Source organism: Amycolatopsis saalfeldensis (assembly GCF_900110575.1).
In the GTDB taxonomy this organism is placed as follows: domain Bacteria; phylum Actinomycetota; class Actinomycetes; order Mycobacteriales; family Pseudonocardiaceae; genus Amycolatopsis; species Amycolatopsis saalfeldensis.
Genome location: NZ_FOEF01000023.1, coordinates 125,653 through 139,224, shown reverse-complemented (window position 1 = coordinate 139,224; position 13,572 = coordinate 125,653). Strand labels below are relative to the sequence as shown.

Here is a 13,572-nt window from a genome sequence, read left to right as displayed (position 1 = left end):
ACCGATGGCCGCCCGGGTTTCAGCGAACGGACTCCGGCATGGTGTCGAGTACGTGCACCATGTCGGTCGCGAGGGCGCGGGCCTTGGTGTCGTCGAGCTTGGTGTGGACCTGGACGATTTTCTGTACTCGGTCGACCCGTTGCTGGTAACGGGTGACGGGCGTGGGTGCGGTCATGGCTTCTTCCTGGCGTGCGGATCGACGGCCGCGCCGCAGACGCAGCCGCGCTCGAGGTGGCCGGCGGCCGTCGCGGTGCAGAAGCGGCGCGCGATCACGTCGTGTGAGTCGAGTGGGTGAGGGCAGCTGGGGCAGGCGTTCTCCGCCAGGGGCCCGGCGGGTGCGTCCGCCGGGGTCGCCGCGGTCATGACGAGACCCGTGCGGGAGTTCGCAGCGGCTCGCCGACGGAGTGCAGGTGCTCCAGCACGTAACCGTAGGAGCGGGCCCAGCCGCACTCCGCGTAGGAGATTCCGCGCTCGGCGCAGAACTCCCGCACGATCACCTGCGCGTGCTTGAGGTTGCCCCGGGCCATGCTCGGGAACAGGTGGTGCTCGATCTGGTAGTTCAGCCCGCCGAGGACGAAGTCGACTACCGGCCCGCCGCGGATGTTGCGCGAGGTCAGCACCTGCTTGCGCAGGAAGTCGAGCTTGTGCCCGCTGGTCAGCATCTCCATGCCCTTGTGGTTGGGCGCGAACGAAGAGCCCATGTACAGGCCCCAAAGGCATTGGTGCACGGCGATGAACACGAGACCGGTCAGCGGTGACAGCACGATGAACACCGCGGCCAGGTAGGCCACCAGGTGACCGATCAGGAGCGTGGACTCCAGTTTGTGCCGCCGGACGTCACCGGCCCACACCGCCTTCACACTCGACACGTGCAGGTTCAGGCCTTCCAGCAACAGCAGCGGGAAGAACAGGAACGCCTGGTATTTGGCGACCCAGCGGAGAAAACCGCGCTTCTCACTGCTCTGCGCGCGGCTGAAGGCGAGGGCGGCGATGTCGACGTCCGGGTCCTCGTCCTCGTGGTTCGGGTTGGCGTGGTGCCGGTTGTGGGTGCCGATCCACCAGCCGTAACTGAGGCCGGTCAGTCCACCGTGGACCAATCCGGTGGCGTCGTTTGCCTTGTGGGTGCCGAAGATCTGCCGGTGTCCGGCGTCGTGGCCGATGAAGGCGAGCTGCGCGAACATCATCGCGAAGAACGCGGCGAGGAACAGCTGCCACCAGGAGTCACCGAGGTAGACGAAGGCGACCCAACCGGCCGCGAAGGCGAACAGGTTGAGCCCGATCCGGATGGCGTAGCTCTTGCGGCGGCGCTCCAGCAGGCCGGCCGCCTTGATCAGCCGGGACAGCTCCGCGAACTCACTACCCTTGGGGGGCAACGGATCGAGGGCATCAGAAGTACGGGACGAGGTCATGACGACACCGCTCTGGTTCAGGCGAGATGCTTGTCCAGCGACGGTTTTCCGGCCACGACGGGTCCGGGTCCAGTCCGGGAGAAGGGCGCTGGGGCCTGGCCGCGATGGCATCGCGGCCTGCGCCCAGCCTCTCACTCCTGCGCGGCGATGGCAATTCCCCTGGCGGAAACGAAACAGGCGTATGGTCAACGGTATTGCGCACGCCGCCGGTTGCGGCAGCCGGCGGGGCCCGTTCGCCCGGTTACGAAAGTCCCCAAGACGACAGCAGTCCGAACAGTCGTTCCCGCTCAGGCGGTGTCAGCACGCGGCTCGGCGGCCGGACGTCCGGACGGCACAACCCCAATTGGGAGAGCGCGTCCTTGACGACGCTGACGTTGTTGGCGTTCCCTTCGGCCGCGCGCATCTGTTCGAACGGCCGGATCCGTTCCCAGATCGCCATCGCGCCCGCGAAGTCACGGGTGCTGAGCTTGGCGAACAGGTCCAGCGAAATCCTCGGGTCGACATTCACCAGGCCGGACGTGAAGCCGGTCGCGCCGACGGCGAAGTAGCCAGGCGCGGACAGCTCCGCGAGGCCGGCGATCCACACGAAGCGCTCGTACCCCGCTTCTCGCGCGACAGTCGCGAACTGCACCGGATCCGGCACCGCGTACTTGACGCCGATGACGTTCGGCGCGGCGTCGCCGAGGCGGGCCAGCTCTTCCCCGGAGATGGCGGGGTTGCGGATGTAGAGGACAACGCCGAGCTCGGGCACCGCCTCGGCGATCGTCCGGTGGTACTCGACCCACCCGTCCCGCGAAACGTAGGGATGCACGGGCTGGTGAATCATGATCATGTCCGCGCCGGTGTCCCTGGCGTGCCGCGCGGCCTTGACCGCGGAGCGCACGTCGTGCCCGACGCCCGCCAGCACACTCGCGCCGTGCGCCCGCTTGACCGCCAGCTCGAGGCACAGCCGGGTCTCGGGCTCGTCGAGCGCGTAGAACTCACCGGTGTTCCCGTTGGGCGTGACGACCTCGATGCCGCTGGTGGTCAGCCGCTCGACCAGCCGGCCGTACGTCTCCTCGTCGATCTCGCCATTGCCGCCGAACGGCGTCACCGGAATCGCGACCACGCCGGCCAGCCGCCGCCGCTGTGTTTCGAACACCACTGGCATGTCCGATCTGATATATGATGTGCATCGACCCGAGGAGACTAGCACGGGGCGGGCGTCCTGAGTGTTGGGTCAGGCGACCTGGCTGTCGGGTAACGGAGTTCTGCGGTCAGCCGGCCAGGAAGGACGCCAGCTGCTCGACGACAAACGCGTGGTCGTCGGCCTGCGGCAGACCGGAGACGCCGACGGTGCCGATCGGCCCGACGCCCGCGACGATCACCGGGAACACGCCGCCGTGCGCCGCGTAGAGGTCCGGGTCCAGGCGCGAGTCGGCCTCGAACGAGCTGCCCTTCTCACGGAACTGCGTGCCGACCAGGAACGAGCTGTGCCCGTAGCGGTCGACGACGCGGCTCTTGCGCTCGATCCAGGCGTCGTTGTCGGCGGACGTGCCGGGCAGGGCGGCGTGAAACAGGCGCTGGCCGTTCCGGCGGACCGAGATCGTCACCGGCAGGGACCGCGCCCGCGCCGCGGCCAGCAGGTGCTCGCCGAGCGCCAGCGCGGTCTCGTTGTCGAACCGGGTGAAGGTGAGCCGGCCCTCTTGCTCCAGAAGCTCGGTTGCGGTCGTCATGCCGCTATTAAATCAACACTGTTGTTTAATCCCGCAGGGCGGCGAGGGCGAACGCCGTGTGCATCGCCACGCCACTGGGCATCGCGTTCTCGTCGAACACCACGCGGTTGGAGTGGTTGTTCGGGGCGGTCTCGGGATCAACCCCGGGCGGGCAGGCGCCGAGGAACGCAAACGCGCCCGGAACTCGTTGCAGCACATAGGAAAAGTCCTCGGCCGCCATACTGGGCACCAGAATCTCCTCGGCGTTCGCCGGGCCGAGCACGTCGGCGGCCAGCGCCAGCACCTGGGCGGCGACAGCGTCGTCGTTCACCGTCACCGGGTAGCCCGGGTCGACGTCGGCCAGCACGCGGCAGCCGTGGGCCTCGCCGATGGACGTGCAGACCTTCGGCAGCTCCTCGCGGATCAGCGCGCGCGTGCTCTCCGACAGGGCGCGAATGGTCCCCTGGAGCACCGCCGTCTCGGGGATGATGTTCGTGGTCGTGCCGGCCTCGATGCGGGTCACCGAGATCACCGCGGGATCGAACACCGGGATGCGGCGCGTCACCATGGTCTGCAGGGCGCCGACCATCGCGGCCGCCGCCGGCACCGGGTCGATCGCCTCGTGCGGCATCGAGCCGTGGCCGCCGCGACCGGTCACCTCGATCCGGAACGTGTCCGCCGAAGCCATGATCGTCCCGCCGCGCACCCGCAGGACGCCGCTGGGCATCGTCGCCATCGAGTGCAGGGCGAAGGCGCGCGACACCCGCGGGCCCGCGGCGTCCAGCACGCCCTCGTGGATCATGTGCCGCGCGCCGTGGTCGCCCTCTTCACCGGGCTGGAACATGAACACCACCGAGCCGGCCAGCTCGTCGACGCGCCCGGCGAGCAGCCGCGCGGCCGAGGCCAGCATCGCCACGTGCGTGTCGTGCCCGCAGGCGTGCATCGAGTCGTCGACCTCGGAGGCGAACTCCAGACCGGTGTCCTCGTGCAGTGGCAGCGCGTCCATGTCGCCGCGCAGCAGCACGGCCGGGCCCGGGCGGGCGCCCCGCAGCACGCCGCTGAGCGACGTCGTCGAACGGCCCTCGGTGAACTCGATCGGCAGGTCGGCGAGCGTCGCGCGGATCGCCTGCTGCGTCCGCGGCAGCTGAAGGCCCTGCTCCGGACGGCGGTGCAGGGCCCGGCGGAGGTCGACGGTGCGGTCCTGCAGCGCCCGCGCCTCGGCGAGCAGCCCGGCGAACGGGGTGCCGGGGAGAGTGGGCAGGTCGGTGGGTCCGGTCATGATTCGATACTGGCACCCCCGCCCCTTCGGGTGCACCGTGCGTGCGCTCGTTTCCCCGGCGGAATACGGTGTGCGCATGGCGGTGCAAGAGCCGGTCACGGGCTTCGCGATGGCTGTGGTCCGAGAAGACGGTCGGTGGCGGTGCAGTGCGCTCGATCCCGCGGCGCTCACAGAGCTGGACGCGGCGATCACCGAGCTGGGGAAACTCCGCTCGACCGGGGCGGCGTTCGGGCTGCTGGCCGTGGACGACGAGTTCTTCGTGATCGTCCGGCCGAGCCCGCGGGGGCCGTCGCTGCTGCTGTCCGACGCCGCCGCGGCACTGGACTACGACATCGCCGCCGACGTGCTGGACGTCCTGCGCGTCGACCCGCCCGACGAGGACGACGAAGCCGTCTGGCCGGAGGGCGACCTGGAGATCCTGACCGATCTCGGGCTGCCGGGCGTCGAGCTGGAAGTTATCGTCGGAGAGGTGGATCTCTACCCCGACGAGCAGTTGCAGATGGTGGCCCAGAGATGCGGGTTCGCGCCCGAGTTCACCAAGCTGCTGGACGAGCTCTGAGACGCCCGGCCGACACCGAAGCCGTGCAGGCCGCCCTGGAGGCGGCCCGCGGCCCTGGCGCCGATGTGCCCATCGGCGCCGTGGTGTTCGGCCCTGACGGCCGCCCCCTCGCGGCGGCCCGCAACGCCCGCGTCGAACTGGGCGACCCGACCGCTCACGCGGAGATCCTCGCCCTGCGCGCGGCGGCCCGCGTCCACGGCGACGGCTGGCGCCTGGAGGGCTGCACCCTCGCCGTCACGCTGGAGCCCTGCACGATGTGCGCGGGCGCGCTGGTGCTCGCCCGGATCTCCCGCCTGGTGTTCGGCGCGTGGGAACCGAAGACCGGCGCCGTGTCGTCCCTGTGGGACGTCGTGCGCGACCGCCGCCTCAACCACCGCCCGGAAGTCCACGGCGGCATCCTGGCGCAGGAGTGCGCCGGTCTGCTGGAGAACTACTTCGCCACCCGCCGCGCCCAGCTCTCCTGAACCCCGCTCCGGGTGTCGGGAGGGGGTCCGGTATATTTCTCGGCGGTGGCGTGTCCGAGCGGCCGAAGGAGCACGACTCGAAATCGTGTGACGGCTAATCCCCGTCCGTGGGTTCAAATCCCACCGCCACCGCCACCGCTCGGCTGAGGCGTCGTGTGTTCGCGGAAAACGCGAACCGCGGCGCCTCGCTGCATTTTCCGGGGCGCAACCCCGGGCCCGCCCGGGGGCGAGCCCTCGGACCCCCGGCGTGGTCACCATCGCGGGTTCGCGCGGCTTTAGGCTGGCGGCCATGACCACGAAGCCGGAAGAACTGCCGCCTGTCAGCCGGACCGCGGTCGGGGTGGCCGGGTTGCGGGCGTTGGAGAGCGGACGGCCCGATCGGTTGTTCGAGGATCCGTACGCGGGCGCGTTTTTCCGGGCGGGGCAGGCGTTGTTCTCGGCGGAGGAGCGGGGTGACGGCCTCGGGCGCGTGTTCGCCGAGCAGGTGGCGGTTCGGACCCGGTTCTTCGACGAGTTCCTCGCCGGCGCGGACCAGGTCGTGCTGCTTGCGGCGGGGCTCGACACGCGGGCGTTCCGGCTGGACTGGCCCGAGGGCGCCCGGCTGTTCGAGCTGGACCTGCCGGACGTGCTGGAGTTCAAGGACTCCGTGCTGGCCACGCAGTCCGCCGAGCCGCGGTGCGAGCGCGTGGTGGTCCCGGTCGACCTGCGTGACGACTGGCCCGCCGCGTTGCGTGCGGCCGGTTTCGCGCCCGGACGGCCGACGGCGTGGCTCGCCGAGGGGTTGCTCGTCTACCTCGACTACGACGAGGCCGCGCGCTTGCTCACGGACGTCACCGCGTTGTCCGCGCCCGGCAGCCGGATCTCCTTCGAGCACCGGCCGCAGGCTGACCGGGACGGCCTCCTCCAGCGGGCCCGCGCGGTGGCGAACGGCTCGTCCGTCACCAGCCTGTGGAAGGGCGGCCTCGGCGGCACCGCGCCGGAATGGCTGACCGAGCACGGGTGGCGGCCCGAGACGTACTCGCGGGCCGAACTCGCCGCGGGGTACGGGCGACCGTCCGAGGATCCGGCGAGCGGCGGGTTCGTCACCGGGGTCAAGAATCCGTCCTAAGTGGACCTTGTCAGTCCGGGATCACGGGAGTGCTGAAGGGTTCCAGAGCGGGAATGGTCTCGACGATCGTCGAAACGCCCGCCGCGACGGCCTTCGCGATCGAGTGGCAGGCCGACGTCACGGGGTGGACGACGTCGGTCGAACGGTCGCCGGCCAGCACGGCTTCCGCGGCCGGCCGCGCGGACGTCGCGATCGAGGTGACCTGCTCGGCGGTCTGGACGGCGAGCCGGTCCAGCAGATCGGCGAGGTCGAGCCCGACGGCGGCGGTACGGGCGGCGGCTTCCGCGGCTTGACGGTAGTGCGCGTCCAGCTCGTCGGCGCGGCTGCGGAAGAGCGCGGCGGGCTCGCCGCCCCAGCGCCGTTCCGCGCGGTGCGCCCCGCCCTCGAACTGCAGCCGCGCGGTGACGAGCACGTCGCGGCCGCTGGAGAGCTTGCGCGCGGACTCGCGGATGGCCTGCGGTGAACAGTCGATCTGCCGCAACGCCGCGATGGGGTTGGGCGCCCCCAGTCGCGCCCCTGCCAACCGCAACGGCTCCAACGCCGCGGCGGCCTGTTCCAGCGCCGGATGCAGGAACGGCATCAGACCCCCTCCGCCGGGCGCGCCGGAGCTGCTGCCGCCGAGGGCCTGCTTGGCGCCGCTACACCGGAGGTGTGCGACGGGGCGGGCACAAACGGCGCCGAGCGCGGGAACGACGGCATCAGGACCCCTCATGGGAACGGGCTCGGGTCACCAGGCTCAGCTGAACAGGGCCGTGGCCACGATCGGGCGGATGCGGTCGGCGTGGCCGCCCGCGGCCATCCGGAGCAGGCCGGCCAGGTCGGAGGTCGCGTCGCCGAGGACGCGGGCGTCCACGTCGCGGGCGGCGAGGGCGGCTTCCCAGCGGGCGGCCAGCTCACGGGCCGGCGCGGAGATCCCGAAGGGCGTCGACTCGAGGCGGGCTTCGGCGAAGCGGCCGGCGGCCTGGTCGGCGTCGGCCGCGGCCTTGTCCAGTGCGTCGGCTGCCGAGCTCAGCCGTTCGCTCGTCGAACCTGGCATGGGACTCCCCTCCCTGGGCGCCGCTCCCGACGAGCGGCCGGTCACGAGGGGCGGGCCCCCACCCGTCACCCCGTAGGGGGAGATCTAACCCCATCACGTCCGGTGTGGTCACCCGGCCAGGCGATGGCCGGTTCCACATCGTGAGGCGGCTTGACCCCGTGACCGGGGCGTGACGATCATCGGGCCATGCCAGTGACCCGGGATCTGCCGCTCGCCGGGCGGGCCCCGGCCCGGTCGGCCGGCGAGGGCGTGACGGCGCTGCTGCTGCGCCGCGGCCGCCTCGGCTCCCCGCCCGCGTAGGTGAATTTCCGCTCAGCCAAGCCGAATTCTCCTACCACCGGGAGTGATACGTGTCGATCGACCTTCCCGCCCGCCTCCGCTCCGCCACGGTGCCCGAAGACGGCATCGTCGAGGGTCCGCGCACCCTGCGCCGCCTGCCCGAAGGGGTCGGGGAACGGCCGTACGAGCTGTTCCGGCTGCGGCCACTCGGCCGGGTGATCGGGGCGGAAATCGCGGGCGTCGACCTCGGAGCGTCATTGGCCCCCGCGCTGCGCGCCGAGCTGAACCGCGCGCTGCTGGAGTGGAAGGTGCTGTTCTTCCGCGACCAGCGCATCACGTCCGCGCAGCAGCGCGCGTTCGCCGCGAACTGGGGCGAGCTGGAGACCAACCCGTTCATCGAAAGCGGCGAGACCGACGAGGTCGTCCGGTTCACCCGCAGCGCCGGGATGCCGGGCTACGAGAACATCTGGCACACCGACGTCACCTGGCGCCCGAACCCGGCGCTCGGCTCCGTGCTCCGCCTGGTCGAGGTCCCGCCGGTCGGCGGCGACACGATGTGGGCCGACATGGGCGCGGCCTACGACAACCTGCCGGCCGACGTCCGCGAGCGCGTGGACGGCCTCACCGCCGTGCACGACTTCATCCCCGGCTTCGACCGCTTCACCGACCCCGACCTGCTGGCCCGGTGGCAGGAGCGGTTCCCGCCCGTCGAGCACCCCGTGGTCCGCACCCACCCGGAGACCGGGCGGCGCACGCTGTTCGTCAACCAGTCCTTCACCACGCACATCGTGGGCCTGGACCGCGCGGACAGCGACCGGCTGCTGCGGTACCTGTTCCTCCAGGCGCACACGCCGGAGTTCCAGGTCCGCTTCCGCTGGGCACGGGATTCGGTGGCGTTCTGGGACAATCGCGCCACCCAGCACTACGCGGTCAACGACTACCACCCGCACGCCCGCGTGGCCGAGCGCGTCGCGATCGTCGGGGACGAGCCGTTCTGAGCCCGACGGCCTAGCCTGGAGCCATGACTGAACCGAAGGCCGTGGTCACCGGTTTCCTGCAGGCGCTCGAAGAACTCGACATCGACCGCGCGCTGAGCTACGCGGCTGTCGACATCACGTATCAGAACGTGCCGCTGCCGCCCGCGCGCGGGCTGACGGCCGTGGAGAAGCAGCTGCGCACGATGGCCCGGTTCGGGTCGGGGTTCGAGGCGCGCACGCACCACATCGCCGCGGATGGCGACGTGGTGCTCACCGAGCGCACCGACGTGCTGCGCAAGGGCTCGTGGCAGGCGGAGTTCTGGGTGTGCGGCACTTTCGAGGTCCGGGACGGCCGCATTGTGCTGTGGCGCGACTACTTCGACTGGACGACGGTGCTCGCGGCGAGCGCGAAGGGCGCGGGCAAGGCGGCGATCGCCGGTGCGCGCACGCTCATCGGGAAGTACCGGCCGGCGAACGAAATCCGGAGCTGAGAACGAAAATGCCGGCCGTGCCGGTCCGAAGTGGACGGACCGGGCACGGCCGAGCCCCCGGGGCGAGTTCAGGCGCCGCGGTCGCGGGGTGAGACCGGAATTCCCGCGCCCGCGGCGTTTCCCGAGCCGGCGCCCGGACACGCAAGCCGAGCACGATCAACCCCCATGTGATCGTGTCGCCTCCCCCCGTGCCGGGCGGCCGGTGAGCGCCGGGGCGGTCCGGTCGAGAGTGGTCTGGGCCACTTTCCGGCCGCTCGAAAGTAAGGTACCTCCGCCGCGACCCGACCGCGCCGAAGCTTGACCTGCATTTAAGGCAGATGGGCCGGATGGGTGACGAACCGGCGAAACGGGCTTACTGCCTCGGCGTGCTCAGCCCTGCCACGGAGCCGATCCCGTCGCGCACGGCGATCCGCGTCGACCGGGCGGCCGACAGCGTGACGACGTGGCGCAGCGCCTCGTCCGCCGCCTCGCCGGCCAGCGGCGCGCACGTGTTGTCCTCGCCTCGGCGCACCGGGATCAGCTCCAGCCGCGGCTCGGCGCCGAGCACGCAGCCCGCCATCAGCCCGTCGAGGTGCCGCCCGCGCATGGCCGGCCAGTCGAAGACGAGGTTTCCCAGGCTGTAAAGGATTCCGCGGCCGCGGTACACCTCGACCGCCTGCACGGTGTGCGGGCCGTGGCCGACGACGAGGTCGGCGCCCGCGTCGATCAGCGCGTGCGCGTACGCGACCTGGTACTCGGTGAGCTCGTCGCCGGGCAGGCCCCAGTGCATCGAGACGACCACGTGGTCGGCGGCGGCCTTGGTGCGGTGGACGTCGGCGATCACCCGCTCGAGGTGCTCCGGCACCGGGGCGGTGCGGACGATCGGCGGCCGCCCCGGGACGTCCAGCACCCGCTCGTCCGGCTGGTACGAGGTCACCGCGCCGGCCACCGCGACGCCCGGCGAGTCCGCCCTCGCCGCCTGGCCGACCGGCCAGCAGAGCGAGGTGTAGGCCAGGAAAGCGACCTTGCGGCCGGACCGTTCGAGGATCGCGGGCGTGTGCGCGCCGGTGAGGTTGACGCCCGCGCCGCAGTGCGCGATGCCGGCCTGGTCGAGCACGGCCAGGCTCGCCAGCGCGGCCGACGGTGGGAAAGTCACGTTGTTGGCGCACGAAACGACGTCGATTCCCGCGGTGGTCAGCGCGACGGCCATTTCCGGGGGTGAATGCCGCCAGTTCGGCTTGTGCGGGATGTCCAGGCCGCCGTGCCCGGCGGCCGAGCCGGACAGCGGCCCTTCGAGGTTGACGAAGCGCAGGTCGGCCCCTTTGAGCAGCGGGGAAAGCGCGTCGAACGCCCGTGCCGGCTCGGTTCGGCCCTGCAGGTTGACGTCGCCGCCGAGAACAAGAGTGATCACCGAGTCAACCCGTCCAAAGGAGGAATTCCCTCACGCTCGTCACGAATTGTTGCCTTATCGTCTTCCTCCTCTTCGCTTGTTCGGGGGACGATGCCTCGACCGTTCAGTTGCAGAGGGGACTCAGGGTGACCATATCCCGCCGCCCGGCCGTGGGTAGCACCACCGGCGTCAGAAGAGCCACGTTGTCCGTGGCGGTAGTAACGGGTGTTGTGCTGAGCGGCGTCGCCGCCCCGGCCGCGCTCGCCGCGCCCAGCGCGGACGCGGTCATCGCCGAGGTCTACGGCGGTGGCGGCAACTCGGGGACCACGCTCACCAACGACTTCGTCGAGCTCGGGAACCGTGGGGGCACGGCGTTCCCGCTCGACCGCTACAGCGTGCAGTACCTGCCCGGCTCGGCGTCGCCGACCAGCACGTGGCAGGTCACCAACCTGGCCGGCAGTGTCGGCGCCGGCGCGCGTTACCTGGTCGCCGAGGGCAAGGGCGCGGGCGGCACCGTGGCGTTGCCGACGCCGGACGCGACCGGCGCGATCGCGATGTCCGCGGCCGCGGGCACCGTAGCGCTTGTCAACGGCACCACGGCGCTGACCTGCAAGACCGCCGCCGACTGCGCGGCCGACCCGCGGGTCAAGGACCTGGTGGGCTTCGGCGCCGCGACCGTCCGCGAGGGCAGCCCGACGGCCGCCCCGGCGAACGGGACGTCCGTGTCGCGCGCCGCCTCGCTCGCCGACACCGACGACAACAGCGCCGACTTCACCGTCGGCGACGCGACGGCCACCAACTCCAAGGGCGAGACCGCCGGTGGCGGCGGCGACCCGGGCCAGCCGCCGGTGGACGCGAAGATCCACGACATCCAGGGGTTCACGCGGATCTCGCCGTTCAAGGACAAGAAGGTCGGCGACGTCACGGGCATCGTCACGGCGGTCCGCGGGTTCGGTTCGTCGCGCGGCTTCTGGATGACCGACCCGAACCCGGACAGCGACCCGCGCACCAGCGAGGGCCTGTTCGTGTTCACCGGCTCGACCACGCCCGCCGTGGCGGTCGGTGACGCGATCACCGCGTCCGGCACGGTCAAGGAGTTCTACCCGGACGCCCCGGCGACGTCGAACTACCAGTCGCTGACCGAGCTGAGCAGTGCACAGTGGACGGTCGGCTCGCACGCGAACCCGCTGCCCGCCCCGACCGTCATCACGCCGGACCAGGTGCCGGACGTGCTGGCGCCGAACACGGGCGGGAACATCGAGCCGCTGCCGCTGGAGCCGGCCAAGTACTCGCTGGACTTCTGGGAGTCGCACGAGAGCGAGATCGTCAGCGTCTCGGACGCGCGGGTCGTCGGCCCGAGCAACAGCTACGATGAGCTGTACGTGACCACGAAGCCGCAGCAGAACCCGACGCCGCGCGGCGGCACGGTCTACCCGTCGTACGACAAGATCAACACCGGTGTGCTGAAGGTCCAGTCGATCATCCCGTTCGACCAGCAGCCGTTCCCGAAGGTCAACACCGGCGACGTGCTCACCGGCGTGACCTCCGGCCCGGTCGAGTACAGCAGCTTCGGCGGCTACACGCTGTTCGCTTCGCAGCTCGGCGCGGCGAAGGACAGCAAGCTGCAGAAGGAGGTCACGCGGCGGCAGCGTCCGGGTGAGCTCGCGGTGGCGACGTACAACGTGGAGAACCTCGCGCCGTCCGACCCGGACACGAAGTTCGCGCAGCTGGCGCACGGCATCGTCGACAACCTGGCGGCGCCGGACGTGGTGAACCTGGAGGAGATCCAGGACAACGACGGCGCGACGAACGACGGTGTGGTCGCCTCCGACGTGACGCTCAAGAAGTTCACCGACGCGATCGTCGCGGCGGGCGGCCCGCACTACCAGGCGCGCGAGATCGACCCGGTCAACGACGCCGACGGCGGCCAGCCGGGCGGGAACATCCGCGTGGGCTTCCTGTTCAACCCGGCACGGGTGTCCTTTGTAGATCGACCGGGCGGCGGCGCGCTGTCCTCGGTGGACGTCGTGAAGGACCACGGCAAGGCGCACCTGACCCAGTCCCCGGGCCGCGTGGACCCGACCAACGAGGCCTGGACCGACAGCCGCAAGCCGCTGGCCGGCGAGTTCGTCTTCCAGGGCCGCACGGTGTTCATCATCGCCAACCACTTCAACTCGAAGGGCGGCGACCAGCCGACGCACGGCCGTTACCAGCCGCCGACGCGCAGCTCGGAAGTCCAGCGCCAGAAGCAGGCGACGGTGCTGCAGTCCTTCGTCGGCAAGCTCCTGACCGCGGACCCCGGCGCCAACGTCGTGGTGGCCGGCGACCTGAACGATTACCAGTTCTCGCCGGCGTTGGCGAAGCTGACTTCGGGTGGGTACCTGAAGGACCTCATCTCGACACTGCCCGCCGCGGAGCGGTACAGCTACGTGTTCGAGGGCCAGTCACAGGTGCTGGACCACATCCTGGCTTCGGCCGCTTTGCGAGGGGTGGACTACGACGTGGTTCACATCAACGCGGAGTTCGCGGACCAGGCCAGCGACCATGATCCGCAGATCGTCCGGTTCCGGCCTTCCGCGGGGAACAAGCTGGCGGACTGGGCGTATGACTTGGCGGATTACGTGGACCAATTGCTGGGGCGGACTGCGCCGCGTAAGTAGGATTTGGTCGAACGTCGGAGGCCGCCACGGATTGCCCGTGGCGGCCTTCCGTTTTGGAGCAACCGGGTTGACAATCACGAACTGGCCGGCCAGGTCGCACACCGACTCGAGTTCGAAACTGCTCGGTGGTCTCGCATTGCGAGGCGTACAGGGTGTCGGTATGAGTGCGGCCGCCGACGACGGACTGTCCTTTCTTGAATCGCCCGCCAAGGGAGAGGGAGTGGAAAGGCAGTCCTGGTGGCTCGGT

The 13,572-nt window shown here is 70.8% G+C and carries 15 protein-coding genes and 1 tRNA gene; 7 read left to right on the top strand and 9 right to left on the bottom strand.

Going from position 1 to position 13,572, the window contains the following annotated elements; translation table 11 throughout:
* Nucleotides 1-19: 19 nt before the first annotated feature.
* The 6 genes from BMY97_RS47405 to BMY97_RS37835 form a co-directional block, all read right to left on the bottom strand.
* Nucleotides 20-175: a DUF6307 family protein gene (locus tag BMY97_RS47405; RefSeq protein ID WP_177231728.1), complete on the bottom strand. Its 156-nt coding sequence runs from the start codon at nt 173-175 to the stop codon at nt 20-22.
* The gene (locus BMY97_RS47895; protein ID WP_091627199.1) at nt 172-363 is read right to left on the bottom strand and encodes an RGCVC family protein; all 192 of its coding nucleotides are present in this window, start codon (nt 361-363) and stop codon (nt 172-174) included. The genes BMY97_RS47405 and BMY97_RS47895 overlap by 4 nt, the downstream gene beginning before the upstream one ends.
* A complete protein-coding gene (locus BMY97_RS37850) occupies nt 360-1,409 on the bottom strand; it encodes a fatty acid desaturase family protein (RefSeq protein WP_091627196.1) in 1,050 nt (349 codons plus the stop codon). Before BMY97_RS37850 ends, BMY97_RS47895 begins: the two co-directional genes overlap by 4 nt.
* Before the next feature lie 241 nt (nt 1,410-1,650).
* Nucleotides 1,651-2,553 (bottom strand): dihydrodipicolinate synthase family protein, encoded by a 903-nt coding sequence (locus BMY97_RS37845; RefSeq protein ID WP_091627193.1) that lies wholly within the window; start codon nt 2,551-2,553, stop codon nt 1,651-1,653.
* A gap of 112 nt (nt 2,554-2,665) precedes the next feature.
* Nucleotides 2,666-3,124, bottom strand: coding sequence for a heme-degrading domain-containing protein (locus BMY97_RS37840; protein WP_091627190.1), 459 nt, complete (start codon nt 3,122-3,124; stop codon nt 2,666-2,668).
* A 25-nt stretch (nt 3,125-3,149) separates the two neighbouring features.
* Nucleotides 3,150-4,382: a M20 metallopeptidase family protein gene (locus tag BMY97_RS37835; RefSeq protein WP_091627188.1), complete on the bottom strand. Its 1,233-nt coding sequence runs from the start codon at nt 4,380-4,382 to the stop codon at nt 3,150-3,152.
* Between the two features lie 76 nt (nt 4,383-4,458).
* Between BMY97_RS37835 and BMY97_RS37830 the strand changes: the two genes are divergently transcribed.
* The 4 genes from BMY97_RS37830 (at nt 4,459) to BMY97_RS37815 (ending at nt 6,513) form a co-directional block, all read left to right on the top strand.
* Complete coding sequence (locus BMY97_RS37830; RefSeq protein WP_091627185.1) at nt 4,459-4,941, top strand: tRNA adenosine deaminase-associated protein; 483 nt, start codon at nt 4,459-4,461, stop codon at nt 4,939-4,941.
* A gap of 23 nt (nt 4,942-4,964) precedes the next feature.
* Complete coding sequence (locus tag BMY97_RS37825; protein WP_091627182.1) at nt 4,965-5,405, top strand: nucleoside deaminase; 441 nt, start codon at nt 4,965-4,967, stop codon at nt 5,403-5,405.
* Between the two features lie 44 nt (nt 5,406-5,449).
* A tRNA-Ser gene (locus BMY97_RS37820) sits at nt 5,450-5,540 on the top strand.
* Nucleotides 5,541-5,694: 154 nt separating this feature from the next.
* A complete protein-coding gene (locus tag BMY97_RS37815; RefSeq protein WP_091627179.1) occupies nt 5,695-6,513 on the top strand; it encodes a class I SAM-dependent methyltransferase in 819 nt (272 codons plus the stop codon).
* A gap of 10 nt (nt 6,514-6,523) precedes the next feature.
* Here the strand turns inward: BMY97_RS37815 and BMY97_RS37810 are convergent, their stop codons facing one another.
* Both BMY97_RS37810 and BMY97_RS37805 read right to left on the bottom strand, forming a co-directional pair.
* Entirely contained in the window at nt 6,524-7,093 is a 570-nt protein-coding gene (locus BMY97_RS37810; protein WP_091627176.1) for a hypothetical protein, read from the bottom strand.
* A 156-nt stretch (nt 7,094-7,249) separates the two neighbouring features.
* Entirely contained in the window at nt 7,250-7,549 is a 300-nt protein-coding gene (locus BMY97_RS37805) for a hypothetical protein (RefSeq protein ID WP_091627173.1), read from the bottom strand.
* A 350-nt stretch (nt 7,550-7,899) separates the two neighbouring features.
* Between BMY97_RS37805 and BMY97_RS37800 the strand changes: the two genes are divergently transcribed.
* Together BMY97_RS37800 and BMY97_RS37795 are read left to right on the top strand one after the other, a co-directional pair.
* Nucleotides 7,900-8,826 carry a TauD/TfdA dioxygenase family protein gene (locus BMY97_RS37800; RefSeq protein WP_091627170.1) on the top strand — a complete coding sequence of 309 codons (927 nt, stop codon included), beginning with the start codon at nt 7,900-7,902 and terminating at the stop codon, nt 8,824-8,826.
* 23 nt (nt 8,827-8,849) lie between these two features.
* On the top strand, nt 8,850-9,296 hold the full coding sequence (locus BMY97_RS37795; RefSeq protein ID WP_177231726.1) for a limonene-1,2-epoxide hydrolase family protein: 447 nt from the start codon (nt 8,850-8,852) through the stop codon (nt 9,294-9,296).
* A 352-nt stretch (nt 9,297-9,648) separates the two neighbouring features.
* Here the strand turns inward: BMY97_RS37795 and BMY97_RS37790 are convergent, their stop codons facing one another.
* Complete coding sequence (locus BMY97_RS37790; protein ID WP_091627168.1) at nt 9,649-10,686, bottom strand: CapA family protein; 1,038 nt, start codon at nt 10,684-10,686, stop codon at nt 9,649-9,651.
* A gap of 188 nt (nt 10,687-10,874) precedes the next feature.
* On the opposite strand from BMY97_RS37790, the gene BMY97_RS37785 reads away from it, so the two are divergent.
* The gene (locus tag BMY97_RS37785; RefSeq protein WP_177231725.1) at nt 10,875-13,325 is read left to right on the top strand and encodes an endonuclease/exonuclease/phosphatase family protein; all 2,451 of its coding nucleotides are present in this window, start codon (nt 10,875-10,877) and stop codon (nt 13,323-13,325) included.
* Nucleotides 13,326-13,572: the final 247 nt, after the last annotated feature.

Excerpts from the sequence above, each read along its gene's own strand:
- BMY97_RS47405 (WP_177231728.1), bottom strand. The coding sequence starts at position 175 with ATGACCGCACCCACGCCCGTCACCCGTTACCAGCAACGGGTCGACCGA.
- BMY97_RS47895 (WP_091627199.1), bottom strand. The coding sequence starts at position 363 with ATGACCGCGGCGACCCCGGCGGACGCACCCGCCGGGCCCCTGGCGGAG.
- BMY97_RS37850 (WP_091627196.1), bottom strand. The coding sequence starts at position 1,409 with ATGACCTCGTCCCGTACTTCTGATGCCCTCGATCCGTTGCCCCCCAAG.
- BMY97_RS37840 (WP_091627190.1), bottom strand. The coding sequence starts at position 3,124 with ATGACGACCGCAACCGAGCTTCTGGAGCAAGAGGGCCGGCTCACCTTC.
- BMY97_RS37835 (WP_091627188.1), bottom strand. The coding sequence starts at position 4,382 with ATGACCGGACCCACCGACCTGCCCACTCTCCCCGGCACCCCGTTCGCC.
- BMY97_RS37830 (WP_091627185.1), top strand. The coding sequence starts at position 4,459 with ATGGCGGTGCAAGAGCCGGTCACGGGCTTCGCGATGGCTGTGGTCCGA.
- BMY97_RS37815 (WP_091627179.1), top strand. The coding sequence starts at position 5,695 with ATGACCACGAAGCCGGAAGAACTGCCGCCTGTCAGCCGGACCGCGGTC.
- BMY97_RS37810 (WP_091627176.1), bottom strand. The coding sequence starts at position 7,093 with ATGCCGTTCCTGCATCCGGCGCTGGAACAGGCCGCCGCGGCGTTGGAG.
- BMY97_RS37805 (WP_091627173.1), bottom strand. The coding sequence starts at position 7,549 with ATGCCAGGTTCGACGAGCGAACGGCTGAGCTCGGCAGCCGACGCACTG.
- BMY97_RS37795 (WP_177231726.1), top strand. The coding sequence starts at position 8,850 with ATGACTGAACCGAAGGCCGTGGTCACCGGTTTCCTGCAGGCGCTCGAA.